We start from the raw sequence: 20047 nt of genomic DNA, 5'->3' as shown, positions 1-20047 counted from the left end.
CCACCGCCCCATGGCCGGCTGCTCAACAAGGGAGCCCACCGGTCCAACTTGGATGGCAAACGGTCAAGGTCCGCTGTCGCAGTTCGCTTCGCAGCTCCCTGTCACAGGACGCAGGCCCCATCGAACCCACCTCCACCACATGAGGTGAATCACAGTGGCGGACTGTCACGGTTCGCCGGTGCGCGGTGTCTCGATGAGCGTCCGAGGAGAGGAGCCGGGTGTGGTGACGGGGTGCCGAAACGTGCTGGTAGCAGGGGCGGGCACGGGGACGACGGCGCGGGTAACCGGGAAACCGGCCTGCCGGTCCGCCGTACTGCGACTGTGCATCGGTCATCATCGCTCCAGGGAACGAGTGGTGGTCGGCCATGGCTGAGGACGCCTTCACCGAGCACCGTCCGCTGCTGTTCACCATTGCCTACGAGCTGCTGGGTAGCGCCACCGACGCCGAGGATGTGCTGCAAGAGAGCTATCTGCGGTGGAGCGCGGTCGATCCGGCCACGGTCGACCATCCGCGCGCCTACCTGGTCCGCGTGGTGACCCGGCAGGCCCTCAACCACCTGCGCGCGGTCAGGGCACGGCGCGAGGAATACGTCGGCACGTGGCTGCCCGAGCCGATCCGCACCGCGCCCGAGGTGAGCGAAGACGCGATCCTGGCCGAGTCGGTGTCGATGGCCATGATGCTCGTCCTGGAGACGCTCAACCCGGCCGAGCGCGCGGTGTTCGTGCTGCACGACGTGTTCGGCTACACCCACGGCGAGATCGGCGCATCGATCGGTAAGACCGAGGTCACCGTCCGGCAGATCGCCCACCGCGCACGCCGGCACGTTCACGCGCGACGGCGCCGCTTCGATCCTGACTCCGATGCCACCCGGGAGATCGTCCAGCGGTTCCTGCTCGCGGCAGCGACCGGTGAAGTGCAGGCGCTGATGGACCTGTTGGCGCCCGACGTCGTCCAGATCTCCGACGGCGGCGGGAAAGCGGTCGCCGCCCGCCGCCCGATCACCGGCCGCGACGACGTCGCCCGGTTCGTCCTCGGCGTGATCCGCACCAGCGCCGCGAAGACCCACGTCGAGCCGGCCACGTACAACGGCATGCCCGCAGCACGGTTCCTCACCGGCGGTGAACTCGACTGGCTGGTCGCATTCGAGATCCACAACGGACGGATCACCGGCCTCTACGGCATCCGCAATCCGGACAAACTGCACCGCGCCGAGACGGTGCACCCACTCGACAGAGGAGGACATCTGCCATGGAAACCATGACCGTTGAACGCGTCATCGACGCCCCGATCGACGACGTATTCGCCTGGCTCACCACGACCACCAACTACACCAGCTCGCCCCTCGTGCTGCGCTGCCGCCTGACCCGACGCGGCGAGGCCGCACCCTACGGCGTCGGCGCGGTGCGCAAGCACCTCTGGCTGATCGGCTGGTTCCGGGAACGCATCACCCATTACGACCCGCCGTACGCCACCGAGTACCTCGTCGAGCGCAGTCTGCCGCCGTCCAGGCACGAACTCGGCCGCATGACGTTCACCGAGGTCGACGGCGGCATCCAGGTGCGCTGGACCACCCGCGCCGAGATCCCCGTCCCGTTGGTCGGTGCCCTCCTCACCCGTCTCCTCGCGCGACCCGTCATCACCCGCACCTTCCGCAACATCCTCGACGCCGCCAACACCGCACTGGCCCAACACCCCAGCCGGAACCGAATCGGTGCTGGGAGCCGGAGGAGATAAGCGACGCGCCTGTCGCGGTAGCCGACCACTGCCGATCGCCTCTCACGCCTTCTCGGAGGTGAGGTGCCCGGTACGATGTGCGCATGCGTTTCTCATCGTGTCTGAGCTTGTGGCGCTCCTTGTAGGAGCGGCCGCCTCTCATGCATGAACCGGGCCGTTCGGACGGACGGCCCTTTTTTGTGTCCCCTGGATCAGGGGTCGTGTCGTCCTGACGGCGATATTCGACTCACCAGGAGACCTCATGAACACCACGCCCCAGCCCGTCGTAGGCCCCGAGACCCTCGCCTCCATTTCCCTCACCGACACGCTCGGGATGTCCGCCGCACGGGCCCGCGGTGCGGTGCTGGAAGAACAGATCCTCAAAGACCCCGGCCAATTCCGGGTGCTGACCGGTGACCGGCCCACCGGGCGGCTGCACCTGGGCCACTACTTCGGCACTCTCCACAACCGTGTACGTCTCCAGAATCTCGGTGTGGAGATGTTCGTGGTCATCGCGGATTACCAGGTCCTGACGGACCGCGACGTAGCGGACAACCTGACCGGACACGTCGAGGAACTGGTCCTGGACTACCTCGCCATCGGCGTGGACCCGGCACGGAGCACGATCTTCACGCACAGCGCCGTTCCCGCCCTCAACCAGCTGCTGCTGCCTTTCCTCAGCCTGGTCTCGGTCGCCGAGCTCGAACGTAATCCCACCGTCAAGGACGAGATCACCCACTCCCGGCAGTCCACCGTCAGCGGCCTGATGTTCACCTACCCGGCCCATCAGGCCGCCGACATCCTGTTCTGCAAGGCCAACCTGGTCCCGGTCGGCAAGGACCAGCTCCCTCACCTGGAACTCACCCGCACCATCGCCCGCCGCTTCAACGACCGCTACGGCACCGGCTCCGTCGTGTTCCCCCAGCCCGAAGCCCTGCTGTCGAGCGCGCCTCTCCTGCTCGGCACGGATGGCGGCAAGATGAGCAAGAGCCGGGGCAATGCCATCACCCTGGCCTCCGACGCCGACGAGACCGCCCGTCTGATCAAGGGGGCGAAGACCGACTCCGAGCGCCACATCACCTACGACCCGGCCGGCCGCCCCGAGGTGTCCTCTCTCCTCCTCCTGGCGGCCCTCTGCCAGAATCGGACACCCGATCAGGTGGCCTCCGACATCGGCGCTGCGGGAGCCGCCGCGCTGAAGAGGACCGTGACTGAGGCGGTCAACGAGTACCTGACTCCCATGCGGGCCCGCCGAAGGGAGTACGCGCAGGACCGCGCCCACCTCCGGCACATCCTGCGTGAGGGCAACGAACGTGCCACAGCCGTGGCTGACAGCACCCTCGCGGAGGTGCGTGCCGCCATGAACAGCCACTAGTGACGCCCTGTTGCACCGACGACCGCCGGCACTCCCGTGGGATGAACGCTGAGAAGGACGCCTCGCCCATGAGGCGGATGCGGTAGCGCCCTTCGAAGGACGCCCAGGCACAGGGCAGTTGAGGACGATCGACGTGTCTTCCTCACCTGCCCACCTGGAGCCTCACCATGCTGAAGCAGACCCTGCGCGCCACCACCGTTCTCGCCCTCGTCTCCGCAGTCGCCGCATCCGCCGCTGTCGCCGCACCCGCACCCGAAGCCGCACCCGGCACCCCGGCCGCCACCCACGCAAGCGCCCTCAAGGGGAAGGCGCGACTGAGCTACCCCGTCGCCGAGGAGAAGGTGCGGGTCACCGTCGACGCCCACTCCACCTACACGGTGGGCAGCATTCCCACCCGCTCCTGGGGCACCTTCCGCATCTCCCACATCATCGATGGCCGTGACTACTGGGGCGACTTCAAGGTCGACTGCCTCACCACTGGCGGCCCCACCGCCACCGTGACCGGCCGGCTCGTCCGCACCAGCCCCGGCCACCCGTGGCAGACGCACCTGGACCCGCACACCCGCATGGGCGTGAGCTTCTACGTCCCCAAGACCGGGGAGGCCCGCGCGGGGCTGTCCGGTGCAACGCCCAAGGGCGCGCCCCTGCTGACCAAGTGCATGGCGCCCGCCGCCGACATGGCGGTCGTCGACGGTGGTTTCACCCTGCGGGACCGGGAGGCGAAGCAGCCGGGCAAGGAGTAGTCCGACGGGTCGGGCCTCAGCTGGTTGGCGGTGGCTGCCTCACGTCTCCGAGCAGCGGATCAGCTCGTATCCCGAGCAGCGGATCAGCGCGTGAGGGTATGCCGCGGCAACTGACGAAACACCGGTCTCGCGAGCCGATCAGTCGGCAGCGCGCTGTGATCTTCCTTCCATAACTGGCCATACGGGGCAACCGTTCGCCCTGCCATTAGTCATGCATGCGCAAGCGCCTGACAGCTCAGGTGCCCATCTCAGGAAGCTCAGGAAGGTCTCCTTGATGAAGTTCCGCCAAGCCCTGACCGTCGCCGCGGCAGCGGCCGTCATCGCGCCCGCCGCCGTACTGGCCGCGCCCGCCGCCGCGTTAGCCACGGAGGCCCCGACCCCGTCGTCCACGAAGCCCGGTGCGGGTAGCGACACCAAGCCCGCTCCCGACGCCACGCCCGGTAAGGAAACCGGTACCGGCGCCCAGCCCGGCACCACGCCCGGCGGGACCTCCTCCGAGGAGATTCCCCCGGACGAGCAATGCGCGATCGCGCCGAAGCACCTGCGGATGGCGATCAAGGGGCTACAGTCCGAGTTCGTCGCCGGTGCCGGCTGGAGCCATTCCTCCATAACGGTCACCAACGCCTCCGACAAGGCCATGGAGAAGGTCCGGCCGCGGCCGTACATCTCCTCCTCCGAGATCGTCGACCGTCAATACGAAGAGTTGGAGGCGCAGTTCCGCAATCCCGTGACGGGCAAGTGGCTGAGCTTCGAAGACGCCACGGTCGACAGTGAGTTCACCGGATTCCCGGTCGCCGCGCACCGCACCGTCACGCTTCCGCTGCGCGTCCGCGCGATCAATTCGGCGAAGCCCGGAGCCGGTTACGCAATCGTGGAGGGGACGTTCTCCAACCGGGACGGCTCCTGCGGCCTCTCCAACCACGAGCAGTACAACTTCAAGATCCTTCCGGCGCGTGGCAAGCCCGGCACCACGCCCGGCACACCGGGCAAGCCCGGTGAGAGCGCCGAGCCCGGCGGTGGCGCCACGGACGGCCGCACGCCGCAGGGCGGCATCAAGGAGACCTCGGGCGAGGGCCATCTGGCCGCGACCGGCTCGTCCTCCGCGCTGCCGACGATCGCCCTGGTGGGCGGCGTGGCGATGGCCGTGGGAGCGGGCGCGATCATCAGCGTACGGCGCCGCAAGGCCACTGCCGGCTCCGGCGACGGCACGGGAGCCGCAGCGTAAGGACCTGTTGAGGACCTGTTGAGGACCTGTGTGCCGGGCCCCGGCGGCCAGTCCGGGGCCCGGCCCGAGTTCGTGCCGGCTTCCGCTGCCGCCGTTCCCGGTCCGGTGGGGGTGCTGCTGCCAGAGCCGACGTACACCGTGGTGTGGCCGGCAATCCAGGAACACCTCCCACTCGGCCAGGAACGCCTCCCACTCGGCCAGAAGCGGGCCTACGCGTCCGGAAGCGGACCTACGCGTCCGTCCGACGTCAGCAGCTCGTGAGGATGACGAGTTGCTGGGTCGCCCGGGTCATCGCGACATAGCGGTCGACCGTTCCTTCGATGCCCTGGCCGAACTCCTCCGGGTCGATGAGGACGACCAGGTCGAACTCGAGCCCCTTCGACAGCTCCGGGGTCAGCGACCGGACGCGGGACGTCGACCGGAATGTGGGATCGCCGATGACGCAGGCGGTCCCGTCGGCATGTGCGGCGAGCCAGGTGTCGAGGATCGATTCCAGATCCGCGGCAGATCCGTGGAGGACGGGGATGCCGCCGCTGCGGATGGAGGTCGGCACATTGGCGTCCGGGAGCACGGTCCGGATGACCGGCTCGGCTTCCGCCATGATCTCTTCCGGTGTCCGGTAGTTGATGCTCAGGGAGGCCTGGTTGATCCGGTCGAGGCCTATGCGCTCGAGCCGTTCCTGCCACGACTCCGTGAACCCGTGCCTGGCCTGGGCGCGGTCGCCGACGATGGTGAAACTGCGGGACGGGCACCGGAGCAGCAGCATCTGCCACTCCGCGTCGGTCAGTTCCTGAGCCTCGTCGACGACGATGTGCGCGAACGGGCCGGCGAGGAGGTCCGGGTCGACGGTGGGCAGTTCGGAGTCGTCGACCAGACTGACCTGCGCGTCCTGGCCGCGCAGCATCATCACCAGGCCTTCGCCGTCGTCACCGTCGGCGCCGGAGTGGGCTGCGGCGTCGATCAAGTTGTCGACGACCTGCGCCATGCGCTCGCGCTGGGCGGCGATGATGGCCTCGTGCCGGCGCTTGCGCCGGTCCGCCTCCGGGTCGCCGAGCCGCTGCCGTGCCGCGTCCAGGAGCGGCAGGTCGGACACCGTCCAGGCCTGGGCGTCCGCACGCTGCAACTTCCGGACGTCGTCGAGGCTGAGCCAGGGAGCGCACTTCCGCAGGTAGGCGGGTACCGACCACAGGTCTCCGACGAGGTCGGCCGCTTCGAGCATCGGCCACGCGCGGTTGAGGGTGCTGATCAGCTCTCTGTTCTGCAACAGCGACCTGCGGAGCAGGGCGGGCGGGGCGTCGCTGTCGTCCTTGTCCATCAGGATCGTGAGCAGCTCCTCCCGGATCTGGTCGCGCGCCTCGTTGTGCGGAGTGCCGGGTTCTGCCGCCTCGAACGCCGCGGCCCAGTCGTCGGCGCTCAGCCAGATGTCGGACCAGTGGGTCGAGACCGTCATCCCCTTGGTGGGTGGCTCCTCGTAGATACCGACGGCCGGCTCGATCGCCTTCACCATGTCCGCGGACGCCTTCAGAAGGGCCACGTCCGGGTCGGTCTCGATCGCTGCTCCGGCGCCCTCGGCGACGAGGTCCCGCAGGGTGCAGGTCTGCACGCCCTCCTCTCCGAGGCTGGGGAGGACATCGGCGACGTAACCCAGGTAGGGCTGGTGCGGACCGACGAACAGCACGCCGCCGGCCCGGCGGTGACCGAGGCGAGGGTCGGAGTAGAGGAGATAGGCGGAGCGGTGCAGAGCGACGACGGTCTTCCCCGTACCCGGACCACCGTCGACGACGAGAGCACCGCGGGATCCCGCCCGGATGATGGCGTCCTGGTCGGCCTGGATGGTGCCGAGCACATCTCGCATCCGTGCCGACCGGTTGCTGCCCAGGCTGGCGATGAAGGCGGACTGGTCGTCGAGCGCGGCGTGCCCGACGAACCCGTCCGGGGTGAACACCTCGTCCCAGTAGTCACTGACCCGCCCGCCGGTCCAGCGGTACCTGCGGCGGCTCGCCAGACCCATCGGGTTGGCGTGGGTGGCCCCGAAGAACGGCTCGGCCGCGGGGGAACGCCAGTCGAGCAGCAGCCGGCGCCCCGCGCTGTCGGTGAGGCCGAGTCGTCCGACGTACACGGGCTCGGGGTTGTCCGCGCTGACCATGTGTCCGAGGCACAGGTCCAACCCGAAGCGACGCAGTGCGCGCAGACGAGCGGTCAGCCGGTGGATCTCCGCGTCCCGGTCCATCGCCTGCCGCCCCAGGCCGCCGGGCGCCCTGCGCTCGGCATCGAGGCGGTCGGACAGCTCGGCGATCGACTGCTCAAGGCACTCCGCGATGGCCGCGAAGTGCTGCTCATCGCCGGCGATCAGCGCCGGGTCGGCCTTGGGGGAAAGGTGGTCGGGAAGGTCAAACGCGCTGGTGGTCAGGGGGTTCACGGCGATTGGCTCCGATCTGGGGTCGCTTGCGACCATTGCGCGCGGCAAGGCGTCTGGACCGGCGTGACGAACCCGGTGGCCAAGACGGGCAACGCTCCGTCTGATGTGGCCCCGGGCCTTTGCCGGTTCAGACCGCCAGGATCTGCAAGTTCTCGTGTTCTGACGTGCTGGTCTTCTGGAGCTCTGGGGTTCTGGTCTGTCTTCTGATCTTCTGGGGTTCTGGGGTTCTGGTCTTCTGGTGGTCTGGGTCCTGGCTCGACGATCCCGCGTGGTGCACGCGAGCACAGACAGCCCTTCTCAGCTGCTCGCGTCGAGCAGCAGCCTCGCGGCGACCGTCGCCCCGTCGGTGCGGATCGTGCCGGCCACGGCGGCCGCTCGTGCGCGGGTCTCAGGTGCCAGGGCCGTTTTGAGCGCGGCCGACAGGGACTCGGTGGTCGGAGTCGGACCGCCGTGTGCCGCGCCGATGCCCAACTCGGCCACCCGGCCGGCCCAGTACGGCTGGTCCGCCATCTGGGGCACCACCACCTGAGGCGCGCCGGCCCGGGTAGCCGTCGTCGTGGTGCCCGCGCCACCGTGGTGCACGACGGCCGCCACCCGGCCGAACAGCGCCTGCTGGTTGACCTCTCCGACGACGAAACAGTCGTCCCGGTCGTCGACCAGGGCCAGGTCCGCCCAGCCGCGCCCGACGAGTACCCGGCGGCCCTGCGCACGCACCGCCTCGACGGCCACCTGGCCAACATCCGTCGACTCGCGCATGGGCATGCTGCCGAAGCCCACATACACCGGTGGTTCGCCGGCCTCCAGGAACGCCACCAGCTCGTCAGGGAGCGGGCGTTCGTCCGGCAGGACCCACGCGCCGGTCTGCACGACGTCGAGATCCGGCGTCTCCTGCCACGGGTCCAGGGTCGGGTCCGTCGCCAGCCACGGCCGGTCGCCGATGACGTAATCGCGGACGTTGTCCACCGGGGGCAGGCCGATCGACGCCCGGTTGGTGTTGAGCGCCTCACCGAACAGCGCATTGATGCTCCGGGCGTCCAGGTCCCACAACACCCGGTTGTCAGTCACCTCCGGCGGGAACGGCCGGCCCGGATACGCCAGCGGCGGACGGTACGGCGACGGCACGGTGAGCTGCTGGAAGGTCACGGACACGGAGCGGATGCCCAGCTTCTCGGCCACCGACCGTGCACCGGCCGCGGCCGGCATCGCGCCGGTCGCCACCAGCACATCACATCCCTCGGCCGCCGCGGTGACCACGTCGAACTGACTGGCCATCAACTCAGCCGCACGCCTGGGCAGTTCCGCCGACGACGGCGGCGGCGCCACGGTCGTCAGCGCACGCGCCGACTGACCGAAGGGCACCAGCGGCACGCCGACACCGCCCAGCAACTTCGCGAACTCCTCGTCCGACGGCCCGCACACCCGCACCTCCGCGCCGAGGGCCCGCAACCGCAGCGCGAGTCCCACCAGCGGTTGGACATCCCCGCGCGACCCATACGTCGACAACAACACACGCACTGTGCGACTCCCCGTTTCCGCAGATTCTGGCTTCGGCCGGAGATTCTGCGGCATGACCGGGGCCTTGCCGCAAGGCCCCCAGTGCGCTATAAGTTGAGAGTGGCAAGGAGTGGGTAACCTCCTTGCCTTTACCTTTCTGGTCCTCTGTGGACGGACCACCTCCTCGCGAATCGGCGGCGCGCACCGCGTACAGCGGTACTGGCAGCCCACGAGGATCCCCCAGCCTTCGACTGGCAACTACTGCTGCCCCAGAGGGAGTTCGACTCCAAACCAACCGATCTGTTGACGCCGCCTGGAGCGGTGGCAGCAGGCGCGGCTCTTCGACCGGCTGCACCGCATCCCGCTCGCCGAAATGAACGCCGCCGACGCGAATGACCGGTCCCGCGCATGCGTGGACGGTCGTGGACGGGCTCACATCCACGCCGCAGATCAGTACCAGATCGCGACCGGGCGCCCGCCAGCATCGCGCTCGGGCGGATCCGGGAGGGAGCGCGCACGCCCGCGGGCAATCCGGTGGGCCGACCACGCGGCAGCGGCCGCGTCCAGCACGTCGTCCGGCGGCATACGCCCCGCGTCCCCCAGGTCGTCCGGGAGGACGATTCCGGCCGCGGCGAGGAGCGAGCGCCGTGCCGTCTGCCCCGCCCAGCTCTTCTTACGGGGAAGCAGCGCCGTCCCGCCCGCCAGGGCCCGGAACGAAACTTCGGGGTGCACTTCGAAGAGCCGGTCTCCCCCAGGCTCCGCCAAGCAAGCATTCGCCTCACGGAGTTTGCGGGCGAGCCCCCAGGTCTGGCGACTCAGCCCGGCCCCGGTGAGCTCGCGGCACCGGCTCCGCGCGTCGTCGTACTCCTCCTCCTGCCACACCGCGCGCGGCGGCACCCGGAAGACACTCCCCCTCCGCGGTCCCAGCAGGGCCGCCGCCTCCGTGTCCGCCCGCCGCCACCCGGTGTCGAGGAGCCCCAGCGGCATGTCCACGGCCACGACCTCGACTTCGCCGGCCGCGGCTCCGGCCAGGAGGGGGCGCAGGGTGGTGACGGCCCGTGCCTCCGCGAAACGGCCGTCGTGGAGCCCGACCGCAAGCCATCCGGCCGGACACGCGTCGATGCCGAGCACGCTCACCATGTCAGCCGGCGTCCTCGAACGGGGCCGTCGCGGGATAGCCGTGCGCACCGTAAAGGCGGACGAAACAAGCGAGTGCGACGGTCCGGCGACGAACGAGCCCCTGGTCCGTTTTCTCGTACAGCTCGACCCGCTCCTGGCCACCCGGCCCGATCGGCTGCACCAGACGGCCGCCCGCCCGCAACTGTGCGGCCAGCGGCGGCGGCACCTCCGGAAAGGCGGCGGAGATCACGATCGCGTCGAACGGAGCCCGGCCGGTCACCCCCAGGGTGCCGTCGCCGACGACGATCTCGACGTTCTCGATGCGCTGGCCGGCGAGGTTGGCCCGGGCCTGCTCGGCCATGTCCGCCCACCGCTCGACGCCGACGACGTACGACGCGAGGCGTGCCAGCAGCGCGGTCTGGAAGCCGTGGCCGCTGCCGATCTCCAGCACCCGCTCGTCCCCTGTGAGGCCGAGTGCGGCGACCATCATCGCCACAAGGGAGGGCTGCGTCGTCACCTGGCCATGACCGATCGGAATCGGCGCGTCCGCGTACGCCGACGCACGGCGTGACTCCGGGACGAAGGCCGAGCGCGGGGTCGCGCGGAGAGCGCGCAGCAGACGCTCGTCCCTCACGCCGGAGGCGCGCGCGGCCCTCACCAGATCCTCGGGCCCCAGATCGCGGCGGGTATGAGACACCCCGACCACCTCCCTTCCAGGCCATCGTCGGTCACAAGCCCCTCCCACCACTACCCAGCATTCACGAAACACCAGGTCACAGCCAGCCGCTCGCGCTGGATCACCGCCCTCGAACAGTTCCCGTAATCTGCCCTGTCGTGTGGGGACCAGCCGACTCGATCAGCGGATCCTGGGGGCTCACCTGGGTGCCAGAACGAATGCCGCAGGTCGCTGGTCGAGGAGCTGAGCGGCCCGCCTCCCGTCGACCACTATCCGCAGGTGGAGGCGCCGCACGACGTGCCTCCAGGCTTACCGCCCTCTCTGGCGGTGGAGGCTGGCCAGAGCAGAAGTCTCGGTCCCAACTCGCCTGTGCTCCAGGGTTCTTGGCAGGTTCACAGGGCAGGGCCGAGCTGCGCCAGGCGCGAGATTCGCGGGGCTCAGATGGGTAAGCTGCTGGAGCCGTTGGGGCATACGAGTGGGGGTTCGTGGCCGCGCAGACACAACCGGGACGTGTGATCGGCGGACGGTACCGACTGGAGTCGGTTATGGGAGGCGGGGGTTTCGGCCGGGTCTGGAAGGCTCGCGACGAGACCCTCGATGTGGGTGTGGCGGTGAAGGAGGTCTGGCTTCCGCCGGCCACATCCGATGAGGAGCACACGCAGCGGCTACAGCGCGCCGAGCGCGAGGCCCGCAATGCCGCCCGGCTGCGGTCGCATCCGCACATCGTCGCCGTACACGACGTGGTCATCGAGGATCAGGCGCCGTGGATCGTCATGGAGCTCGTCGACGGCGACAACCTCTGCGCGGCGGGACCGAGGCTCACCCTGGCGGCGGCGACCGGTGTCACCCCTGGCCTCCCGCCACTCCCTCCCGAACCCAGCAGCCGATACCCCCACCTTTCTCCGCACGACCAGGCCCAGTTCCGTCAGTGGATGACACAAATGGCAGCCGACGGGCGCACAAGCACGGCCGTCGCCCCGGCCAACGTGAAGGGCGACAAAGCCGCTTGCCGCTAGTACCAGATCCGGTGTCGTCCGCGGAGAACAGCCTCGCCAGCGCTGGCACCCTGCTGATACGCCATCGCTTGGAAGGGCCGCGCCGGCTTGCCCCGACTGAGCGGTCTCGCCGGACGCGCTTGCTCGACCTCGTCAACCGTCGAGGCGTTGAAGCTCCTCGGTGAGCGCGTGCACCCGAAGACCGGCCGGCTGATGTCGTACACGGCCTGCGGCGTGGTCTCCGGTGAGGCGCGCGGAGCACGAATGACGCGGAAACGGAAGCGGAGACGGCTCGTGGCCGGCTGCCGAAGCCACTGTCACTGGTCGGAGCTAGCCTCCATTGCGTTGTGCCGCGCCCTTGCTCGAAACGGATGCTTGCGCATCCATGAGCAGGAAATTCTCGTTCTCCCCAAAATCCGGAGCCAGGAACGGGTTCGTCGTCGGAGGCGGCGACGTTCCAGGGGCACGGCGGGGCGCCCCGTCCGGGGTGGAGAACAGCGAGGTCAGGTCGATGAGAGGTCTCCCATTCGTTACAGGTACATGGTGCGGATCTGTCGTGCCATGACCGGGCACGGCGGCCCTACAACTTATTCATCCTGGCGTACGGCCTCATGATCCGCTCTTGCGCGGGAGCGAAATCCACAAGCACCGCGATCCCATCCTCGATGCCGATCACCCGGCCGAGACCGTACATGTCGTGTGTGACCCGGTCGCCCAAGGCGAACTGCTTGGGAGGCGGCGTGACCGGGGCCTTGAAGGGGCTGGTAGGCAAATAACGCTTCGGCTTTGTCATTGCCCCCAGTATGCGCCTGCCTGCATCCGTTCGTTGCGGCCGTCCACCTCCGCTGTTCGGCACAGGCCGCACGGCGAGAACCACTTTCTCTCCGCGTGCCTGGTCGGCATCGTGCTCGTCCTGGCCGTCGTCCTCCCAGTAGCAGATCTTGAACGGCCTGCGTTGGCTCAGGGTGGCGGGTGCCGTATGTGCCGCCCGACTCGGCGTGAACCTGCTCGATCAGGGGCACGATCTGCTCGTCGCGGAGCCGGCGGGCCGACTTCGGCCGCTTCTTGCGGGCGAAGTTCCTTGCCGCGGACCTTCTTCAGTTCCGCCGTGAGCCGCTTCTCCACCCGCCGCTCGGCACGGGCGTTGATCTTGTGGGACCAGGGCTACCAGCAGTTCCACCAAGGCGTCAGTGATCTCCGCCTGGCGGGAGAAGCTCAACGCAGCCAGCAGGGTGGGTCGCACGTCCTCGCTCGTGTCGCGGAAGCCCGAGGGGTACATCTTGATCGCCCGCGCTCGCCACGCGGCCACCCCCCTCTCCGAACGGTCCGCGAACCCCCTCGGGTAGCCCGAGTTTCCGCACATCGGTCAGCTTGGTGATCTCGGTCAGCAGCGAGTCCAGCCCGACCGGTCAGGGCTGTCCAGGGTGGCCGCAAGGCCAGCGCGAAGAGCCGCCGAGGGCGCCAGGTCTCAATCTCCAGGGTGGTAGGCCCTGACCAGCGAGCTCCGTCGGTACCCCGCAGCGGTGCTCTCTTCCACACGAAGACGCTCAGCACACGCACCGAGCGAATCCCGCAAACCGACCTTGCTCCTACGGCTTGACGTCTATTAGCAGCATCCGCCCTGACTACTCCGACTGTTCTTTTTCGGCCAGTTCCTCCGGCGTGCCGACGAAGGCGCGACCGCAGCCCGGCGGGAGTCGTTCGACCACCATCGCGATGGCAGCCTCCGCGGTCGGGGCGGGGCCGACGCTCTGGGACCGTGACGGCCCGCTGACGAAGAAGCCGCCGCCCATCATCGGGGCGATGAACGGGACGTCCCAGGTCCAACGCATCTCCGTGCACCGGCTGAAGTGCAGTTCTCCCATGCCGACCCAGGGGAACAGCTGCCGTAGTCGGGGCTCGGCGTAGGCGGCGCGAAGCAACCGGCCGTCCACGCGATGGGCAGTAAGCAGCTTCTGCCATGCGGCTTCGATGATGTCTTCCTCGGGCGCGTCCTCCGTCATGCCCAGCATTCTGCTCGACACCGAAAGATTTCGGCCAGCTCACGCTGATAACTCTTGGCCCCGCCCCGGGGGCACGCCTCAGCTCCAGAGGGCAATCGTTTCGTGTCGTCCCGTGTGGGCCGGGCGGGCGGCCGGGTACGAGACGGTCCGGCGGGGGTGGTGCCGCTGGTCCCCGTGGCTGGGTCACGCGCGGGCGCGGTCGAGAGCCCGACGAACAATTTGGCGGGCCTGCCGGCCTTCCCCCGGCGAAGCAGGACTACCTCAGCTGGAGGCGCAAGCCGCAAGAGAAGCGCGAATGTGAGGGGCAGTAGGAGTAGGCAGCCCAGCTGGCCAGGTCGGAGCGTTTGACGGCTCCAGGGCGCCGGTCAGTCGCGCTTCCGCGTGTGGTAGCACTGCGTACATGAAGGGCAAGCCCACTGAACGCGCTGGTTATCACCATGGCGACCTCCCCGCCGCTCTCACCGCCGCGGCCATCGAGCTCCTGGACGAGCGCGGGACGGAGCATGTGACCGTACGTGAAGTCGCGCGCCGGGCAGGGGTGTCGCCAGGAGCGCCGTTTCGGCATTTCGCCGACCGTCAGGCGCTGTTGACAGCGGTCGCCGACCGTATCCTGGTCGACTTCGGGGAGTGGCAGCTCGGCATGGTCGCAGACGTCGAGGGTTCTGTGATGCGCGCTTTCGGCCTGGGCTTCGTCCGTTACGCGATACGCCACCCGCGCCGCTTCGAGCTGATCAAGACCAGGGTGTTCAGCGACAGTCGGCCCGCCGAACTGCACCAGCGTCTCTCCGACATCGAGCGGTCTCTCACCGACATCATCGTCGCCGACCAGAAGGCCGGTGTGCTGCGTCCCGGCGATCCCGCGATCGTGGCTCTCGCGGGTCAGGCGATCGTCTACGGCCTGTCACAGATGATCGTTGATGGGTATCTGCCGCCGGATCAGGCGGAGCAGCTGACCGAGCAGGTTCTGGACACCCTCGGCCTCGGCATCGCCAACTGACCGGACTGTGCAGGGTATTGACCGCCCCTCCGCGCGCTGATGTAATCACTGATTACATCAGTCGAGGAGGCTCCGATGCCCGTGCTGCGCCTGTCGCGCATTCCGCGATTCCCGGACCCCGCAGCCACCGGCACGGTGGCCATCAGGACAACCCCGGCTGATGCGTATCGCGTTGTCAGCGATCCGCCCGTCATGATCCGTCTCGCCGAAGAGGCCCACCGTGCCCGCTGGCTGGACGGAGCCACCGCACCGGCGGTGGGCGCCCGCTTCCGCGGCCACAACCGCAACGGCCTGCGTCGCTGGGTCACCACCTGCCGTATCACGGATGCCGATCCGAGCCGGTGCTTCGCCTACGAGGTGACGGCGCCGCTCGGAGTCCCCATCTCCCGCTGGCAGTACGACATCGCCCCCACAGCGGAGGGCTGCACCGTCACCGAGACCGCCTGGATGCGGGTGCCCCTGTGGTTCATCCCGCTCGCCCTCTTGATCACCGGCGTCTTTGACCGCATCGACGCCAACCACACCAACATCGGCACCACACTTCAGCGCCTCAAGCACCATCTGGAGTCATCCCTGCCCAGCGCGGCGGACAGCTCGCAACGCAGTGGTCGGCCAGTGGGCTGACCCAGCGAAGCGACTCTCGCCCCGGCCGGATCAGTCCTGGCAGTGGGCAGTCGAACGGCCGAAGCGGGCGCCCGAGGAAACACACCAGGAAGGAAGACACGACATGCACGAAGTACGTGACTTACTCGCTCCTGACGCGTTCAGGGGTGTCGTCGCAACCGTCATGGACAACAACCCCGGCATGGACGAGCCTACGGCCAGGCGCGTCGTGGAAGAAGCCCTCAAGTTCGTCGTGGCCGCCGCGAAGTTCCCGACGACGTCCATCCGGCCTTCGCGCATGGTCGACGAGGGATGGCACGCCCTCATTCTGCACACGGCGCTGTACGCCGAACTGTGCGCCCGGCTCGGACACTTCGTACACCACCACCCCGACGGGCCGGACACCCCCGATCACGACCCGGACGCACATCTGCGGACCGTGGCCGTGATCGAAGAGGCGGGGTTCAGCGCGGACAAGGAACTGTGGACGGTGCCGACAAGCGCACTGGTCCCGACGGGGGCGAGGTGCAGGCGGCGGCCCCATCCAGGCGGCGGCTGTTCCAGTCCGTCCTGTGGCTCTTCCTGTGGCTCGTCGTGCGGCTCTTCCTGTGGCGGAGGAGGGGGCGACTAGCTTGTCGTTCCACCTCAGACCTCGAACTCGCCACCGGCCGGCCCTACCGGAACCCATCCACGGCAGCACCCGAACCCGACGCACGGGTTGAACGACAAGATGCGGCCGTGCCGTGGGCAAGGCATCGAACTCCCAGTGGTTTTACGCAACGGATTCCGCGCGGGCGGACAGGACGGGGGCACGAGTGAATCGCAAACGGCGCATGGTGGTGTCGGTGGTAGCAGCCGGCTTGGCGACGGCTGTGCTGGCAGGGTGCGGCGGCGTCGATGGAAAGATCGGAAACTACGGCAAGGTCTCGGTCTGGCCGGACGCTGATCCCCGGGGCCAGAACCCGATCGCCGAGCTGACCACGCTCACGCCGGTAACAGTCGAGTGCTACACCCCAGGCGACGTGGATGCGACCGGATTCGGCTACGGCGCGACGTACAAGATCTCCTATGACGGCGGATCCGGCTATATCGACAAAAGCACTTCCATCATGAGCGACGGCGGCGAGGTGTCCCCCGACCGAGTACCCAAGTGCTGACGGTGGCGGCGCTCGGCGTGAGCTTGTTCTACGTCCGGCGTCGAACACCGCCTCGTACCTGATCCCTCACCGACGCCGAACGCCCCATCCACGCGGCCACCTTCAACGGGCACACTCTCAGCGAATCCCCAGCTCCCGCAGTACGCGGTGCTGGTTCGGTGTGGGTCTGGCGGGCCAGTAGAGGTAGCAGACGCCGCCCGAGCCGCTGACGATCTTGCCCTCGGCGTTCATGCGCTTGGTGCGGAGCCAGATGTTCTCGAACTGGGAAGCAGGCCATTAGCAGACGCCGAAGCTGATGACAAACATACAGGTCAACGGCTTGGGCTCGTTCACTCTGAACGAGCCCAAGCCAGGCCGTGCTGACTTCGTGCTGACTTCCGCTACCGCCCTTTGCGGTCCGTTGGGGTCCGTCGTGCTGAATCGGTGCTGACTCCAGGCACCAGGGCGTGGATGAACAAGCCGCACACCGCATTAGCAGGCGCAATGATCGCCATGTGTCACCCAGCTGTTTGGTTGCTGGCCATCTCACCGATCAACCATGACAGGCCGTAAGTCCGTGCTGTGTCACATGAAGTCATTTGGTGCGGCCGCGATCCGTACCTAGAAGTCGTTGTGGCGGATGTCCGCCGCCCCCGACCCGATCTCCGGGCCGAGCTGGCAGGCGTACTTCAGCAGCTACACCCCCGAGCACCTCATCACCGCCTCGGCCGCCGCACTCACCGACACCACCCCGGTGGTCCGCCAGGCACAACAGATCCCCGACCGTCACCGATTCCTCGTGGACGTCCAACTCCCGCACCGTGCCCGGCCAGCCCCGCGCACCGCAGCTGCCCTGGCACGCAGCCCTCACGCCTCTCTCCCCAGCAAGGTCCCAGCCGTCCGGCACGCAGCAGCTGCGGGGCCCACCACACCGGTCCTCCCCGCCGCCTCGCGCCGGCAGCGCTGACACCGCTGCCACGACGGCGGCCCTCGCTGACCCCAGGCCCGTCGCCCGATACGAGCCCAGGGTGCCGGCGCGAATTCGCCGGGGAGCCCGAATCCCCTGTCACCCCGCCGGTACCCACGCCTCTCAGTGCCCGCCGGTCTGCGGCAGCCCGTTCGCGATCCACGCGGGGACGCTCGGCTGTCGCCGTTTCAATGGCACCAGCCCAGCAAAGGCTGGGGCACGTTGGGGCCCCTCAGGCCCTCACGAGGCCGTCGACTCTCCCGTCGTCCTCGCCGCCGTGCTTGCGGCGGCTGGAGTGTCGTACCCCGTCGGTACGGTGCCGTTATGGCGGACATCTACGAAGTCTCGGTTGCGATGGACCTGCGCGACGAACTCTCCGAGAGGGAGGTCGCCGAGCTCCAATGGCATCTCGGGCTGGGTCCGGAGCCGGAGCGGTTGAGCATCGTGTCCCGTTTTCCGATCGTGGTGGAGAACGACCTCGGCGAACTCGTCACGGAGGACCACCCTGCGCCGCTCCTGGGCAGCCGTGGCGCGGCGTGGAAGGTGGGCGGAGCGCTCACCTCCGTGCTGGCCCGGCGGGACGAGGGCTGGGCACTGACCGCTCGACAGGAGATCCACCCGGACGACTGCGGCCGGCTCGGTGAGCTGCTCGATTGGCTGGCGACCAAGACCAGTGATCGCCACAGGCGGTTCGACGGCTCCGTCCACATCGGCTGGATCAGGTTCTACGAAGAGGACCGGCCCAATCCGCTGACGGTTCGGGACGGACGGACCGTGTGGCCCTGAGCGAAGGGTTTGACGGCGAGGAGGAACTCGCCGAGAGCTGTGTGCAAGCTCGCCCGTCACAGCTAACCTTGCCGAGGGATTCGAAGATAATTCTTGCCGGGACTTCCAGGCATATGCATCCGCGACCATTTCACGATACGCCGCGACTGTCACCGCCAGACCTACTCCGAAATCGCGACCGCGTCAATAGCATCGGCGATCAGAACCGGGAGATGCTCCATGGCCCGCTCTAAGAACTTTTCGATCGCTACGGCGCGTCGACTATCGTCGACGTTGATGTGCTTGGCCCACTGGGCAGGCTGATAGCGGGCAAGCATGGAAAGTGCGTATAGCACTGCCCACCACGCCATCAGTGGATGCAACGATGTGGGCAATCCAACGGGCGCCGGGAAAATGTACCGCTGCTGGGCATACTTGCGAGCGATGGCGTTGAATGTAGCCCGCATGCGGTCATCCCTCAGCTTAGGCGCCTCAAGTATGCGTGAAATGTAGTCGCTGAAATCCTTTCGTTTCTCCTGCGAAAGTTGGCGCAGAATTTCGTCTGTGTAATGATTGAGCGGCTTCTTGGTCAGCGATGGGGGCAACTCCACGGGTACTTCCGGCTCGAGCCATCGCAGTATGAGCCGTGCGCCCTCCTTTTCAAAGCCGGCGTACCCGGCGACACCGGTATAGAAGGACAAAAATTTAACTACCGCTGCTTCGCTTTCGCTGTGCGCCACTGAATCGGTTGCTTCAACTTCGATGTGCAGACCTGGGCCTCTGAGGAAAACCCTTTCGGCGCGCAGTGGCATAAATCTTTCCCGGTCGGCCAGTGGGTACCTCTCGTTACCCGGGATGGCATTCCAGAGTTCTTCGAGCCTTACCGAGGCGCCGTTGACCCAGACCGGCGAGGCCAATAGTTCACTCAGTCGCACAAAGCTCCCTGCTGTACCTGCTGGATCGGTGCGGAAGGTGATATCCGGGAAGTCTTTGTCCAGCCCAATGGCTTTGATGCCGTGCGCCTTCAGATTCCAGGCCTGATCCTCGAGGCTGACGGCAGCGGCAGCAATAGCCCGGCCCGCCTGGCTGAGACCGTAGAAGAGCAGCAGGGGCCGTGTCTGCGGACCAACAGCCTGAGCAGCGCGAAACATCTGCTCCGCCTGCTCCAGCGCCGTGGAGTACGTCCTCGCGCGGGTGCGTGTGGCCACCTCGCCAGCTCTTCCTGGCCGGCTCGAACGGCTGGCACGCAGTCGCTCCCAAGCCTCACCTGGGTCTATCCCCATCTCCATGCTGGGACGCTAGCCGACAGACGCAGCGCAGAGGGCCGAATCAGAAGAGCACGCCTCGCTGGTGGCGAAACGCGTGTGTGCGGGGGGAGGGTTGCGTCCACCTCAACGCGGCGTACAACGGACAGAAGTGAACCTCCATAACCAGTACCTCAATGCTCACACCCGGGGTACTGCCGACGGGGTGCCTCCCGTTCTCGTGAACATCGACTCCGGCCCAGGCAGGGTGCCTCCCAGAGTCCTGAACACCTGCTGCCGAGACTCGCGGACAGAACCAGTGAGCGGCGAGCCGTCGATGAGCCGGGGCCGCCCGCTCGTTCAGTGACCGGGCCGAGCGTGCCCGTCGAGGGCGCCTTCGGCGTCGCTCACGCGATGCGCTGCGCGCACCCTGTACTGGCCACCACGGCCCTGGTGCTGGCCGGCTATGGGGCGGAAGCTCCCGGCCCGGCAGCGGCCGCAGCGGGGTGAAACGCATGTACTCACGCTTCGTGGCCCTGCGCATCCGTCCTGCCGGACGCGAGATCCGCAAG

At 68.0% G+C, this 20047-nt stretch carries 20 protein-coding genes and 2 pseudogenes; 14 read left to right on the top strand and 8 right to left on the bottom strand.

The window, feature by feature from the left end:
- The first annotated feature begins 365 nt into the window (after positions 1-365).
- From ACZ55A_RS32310 to ACZ55A_RS32290, 5 genes are all read left to right on the top strand, one after another.
- Complete coding sequence (locus tag ACZ55A_RS32310; protein ID WP_468847672.1) at positions 366-1262, top strand: RNA polymerase sigma-70 factor; 897 nt, start codon at positions 366-368, stop codon at positions 1260-1262.
- Entirely contained in the window at positions 1250-1735 is a 486-nt protein-coding gene (locus ACZ55A_RS32305) for an SRPBCC family protein (RefSeq protein ID WP_468847669.1), read from the top strand. The genes ACZ55A_RS32310 and ACZ55A_RS32305 overlap by 13 nt, the downstream gene beginning before the upstream one ends.
- A gap of 241 nt (positions 1736-1976) precedes the next feature.
- Positions 1977-3089 (top strand): tryptophan--tRNA ligase, encoded by a 1113-nt coding sequence (trpS, locus tag ACZ55A_RS32300; protein ID WP_468847667.1) that lies wholly within the window; start codon positions 1977-1979, stop codon positions 3087-3089.
- A 167-nt stretch (positions 3090-3256) separates the two neighbouring features.
- Entirely contained in the window at positions 3257-3832 is a 576-nt protein-coding gene (locus ACZ55A_RS32295; RefSeq protein ID WP_468847664.1) for a hypothetical protein, read from the top strand.
- 274 nt (positions 3833-4106) lie between these two features.
- On the top strand, positions 4107-5057 hold the full coding sequence (locus tag ACZ55A_RS32290; protein WP_468847663.1) for an LPXTG cell wall anchor domain-containing protein: 951 nt from the start codon (positions 4107-4109) through the stop codon (positions 5055-5057).
- 247 nt (positions 5058-5304) lie between these two features.
- On the opposite strand, the gene helR is transcribed toward ACZ55A_RS32290, so the two are convergent.
- From helR to ACZ55A_RS32270, 4 genes are all read right to left on the bottom strand, one after another.
- Positions 5305-7476, bottom strand: coding sequence for an RNA polymerase recycling motor ATPase HelR (gene helR, locus ACZ55A_RS32285; protein WP_468847661.1), 2172 nt, complete (start codon positions 7474-7476; stop codon positions 5305-5307).
- A 297-nt stretch (positions 7477-7773) separates the two neighbouring features.
- Complete coding sequence (locus tag ACZ55A_RS32280; protein WP_468847658.1) at positions 7774-8991, bottom strand: glycosyltransferase; 1218 nt, start codon at positions 8989-8991, stop codon at positions 7774-7776.
- Positions 8992-9420: 429 nt separating this feature from the next.
- Entirely contained in the window at positions 9421-10110 is a 690-nt protein-coding gene (locus ACZ55A_RS32275; protein ID WP_468847655.1) for a DUF429 domain-containing protein, read from the bottom strand.
- A gap of 1 nt (position 10111) precedes the next feature.
- Positions 10112-10786 (bottom strand): protein-L-isoaspartate(D-aspartate) O-methyltransferase, encoded by a 675-nt coding sequence (locus tag ACZ55A_RS32270; protein ID WP_468847653.1) that lies wholly within the window; start codon positions 10784-10786, stop codon positions 10112-10114.
- Positions 10787-11250: 464 nt separating this feature from the next.
- Here ACZ55A_RS32270 and ACZ55A_RS32265 point away from each other — a divergent pair, with 464 nt between their 5' ends.
- Positions 11251-11781 (top strand): protein kinase domain-containing protein, encoded by a 531-nt coding sequence (locus ACZ55A_RS32265; RefSeq protein ID WP_468847651.1) that lies wholly within the window; start codon positions 11251-11253, stop codon positions 11779-11781.
- Positions 11782-11907: 126 nt separating this feature from the next.
- A pseudogene (locus ACZ55A_RS32260) lies at positions 11908-12021 on the top strand (NUDIX hydrolase); the annotation flags it as partial.
- A gap of 319 nt (positions 12022-12340) precedes the next feature.
- Here the strand turns inward: ACZ55A_RS32260 and ACZ55A_RS32255 are convergent.
- Both ACZ55A_RS32255 and ACZ55A_RS32250 read right to left on the bottom strand, forming a co-directional pair.
- A complete protein-coding gene (locus ACZ55A_RS32255; protein ID WP_398739963.1) occupies positions 12341-12553 on the bottom strand; it encodes a hypothetical protein in 213 nt (70 codons plus the stop codon).
- 832 nt (positions 12554-13385) lie between these two features.
- Positions 13386-13763 (bottom strand): DUF6193 family natural product biosynthesis protein, encoded by a 378-nt coding sequence (locus tag ACZ55A_RS32250; RefSeq protein WP_468847649.1) that lies wholly within the window; start codon positions 13761-13763, stop codon positions 13386-13388.
- Between the two features lie 400 nt (positions 13764-14163).
- Here ACZ55A_RS32250 and ACZ55A_RS32245 point away from each other — a divergent pair, with 400 nt between their 5' ends.
- The 4 genes from ACZ55A_RS32245 (at position 14164) to ACZ55A_RS32230 (ending at position 16520) form a co-directional block, all read left to right on the top strand.
- Positions 14164-14760 carry a TetR/AcrR family transcriptional regulator gene (locus ACZ55A_RS32245; protein WP_468847647.1) on the top strand — a complete coding sequence of 199 codons (597 nt, stop codon included), beginning with the start codon at positions 14164-14166 and terminating at the stop codon, positions 14758-14760.
- A 75-nt stretch (positions 14761-14835) separates the two neighbouring features.
- Positions 14836-15384 (top strand): SRPBCC family protein, encoded by a 549-nt coding sequence (locus ACZ55A_RS32240; protein ID WP_468847644.1) that lies wholly within the window; start codon positions 14836-14838, stop codon positions 15382-15384.
- A 103-nt stretch (positions 15385-15487) separates the two neighbouring features.
- A complete protein-coding gene (locus ACZ55A_RS32235; protein WP_468847642.1) occupies positions 15488-15994 on the top strand; it encodes a glycine-rich domain-containing protein in 507 nt (168 codons plus the stop codon).
- A 112-nt stretch (positions 15995-16106) separates the two neighbouring features.
- On the top strand, positions 16107-16520 hold the full coding sequence (locus tag ACZ55A_RS32230; RefSeq protein WP_468847640.1) for a hypothetical protein: 414 nt from the start codon (positions 16107-16109) through the stop codon (positions 16518-16520).
- 117 nt (positions 16521-16637) lie between these two features.
- On the opposite strand, the pseudogene ACZ55A_RS32225 reads toward ACZ55A_RS32230, so the two are convergent.
- Positions 16638-16784: pseudogene (locus ACZ55A_RS32225) on the bottom strand (peptidase C39 family protein); the annotation flags it as partial.
- A gap of 355 nt (positions 16785-17139) precedes the next feature.
- Between ACZ55A_RS32225 and ACZ55A_RS32220 the strand changes: the two are divergent.
- Entirely contained in the window at positions 17140-17466 is a 327-nt protein-coding gene (locus ACZ55A_RS32220) for an SPDY domain-containing protein (protein WP_468847638.1), read from the top strand.
- Positions 17467-17790: 324 nt separating this feature from the next.
- Positions 17791-18252 (top strand): hypothetical protein, encoded by a 462-nt coding sequence (locus ACZ55A_RS32215; RefSeq protein WP_468847635.1) that lies wholly within the window; start codon positions 17791-17793, stop codon positions 18250-18252.
- Between the two features lie 161 nt (positions 18253-18413).
- On the opposite strand, the gene ACZ55A_RS32210 is transcribed toward ACZ55A_RS32215, so the two are convergent.
- Positions 18414-19439 carry a YaaC family protein gene (locus ACZ55A_RS32210; RefSeq protein WP_468847632.1) on the bottom strand — a complete coding sequence of 342 codons (1026 nt, stop codon included), beginning with the start codon at positions 19437-19439 and terminating at the stop codon, positions 18414-18416.
- 399 nt (positions 19440-19838) lie between these two features.
- On the opposite strand from ACZ55A_RS32210, the gene ACZ55A_RS32205 reads away from it, so the two are divergent.
- Positions 19839-19985: a hypothetical protein gene (locus tag ACZ55A_RS32205; RefSeq protein WP_468847630.1), complete on the top strand. Its 147-nt coding sequence runs from the start codon at positions 19839-19841 to the stop codon at positions 19983-19985.
- Positions 19986-20047 lie beyond the last annotated feature (62 nt).

Source organism: Streptomyces sp. NPDC034111 (assembly GCF_055575375.1).
Note: the sequence above shows the minus strand (reverse complement) of the source record. Positions and strands in the feature narration are given on the sequence as shown.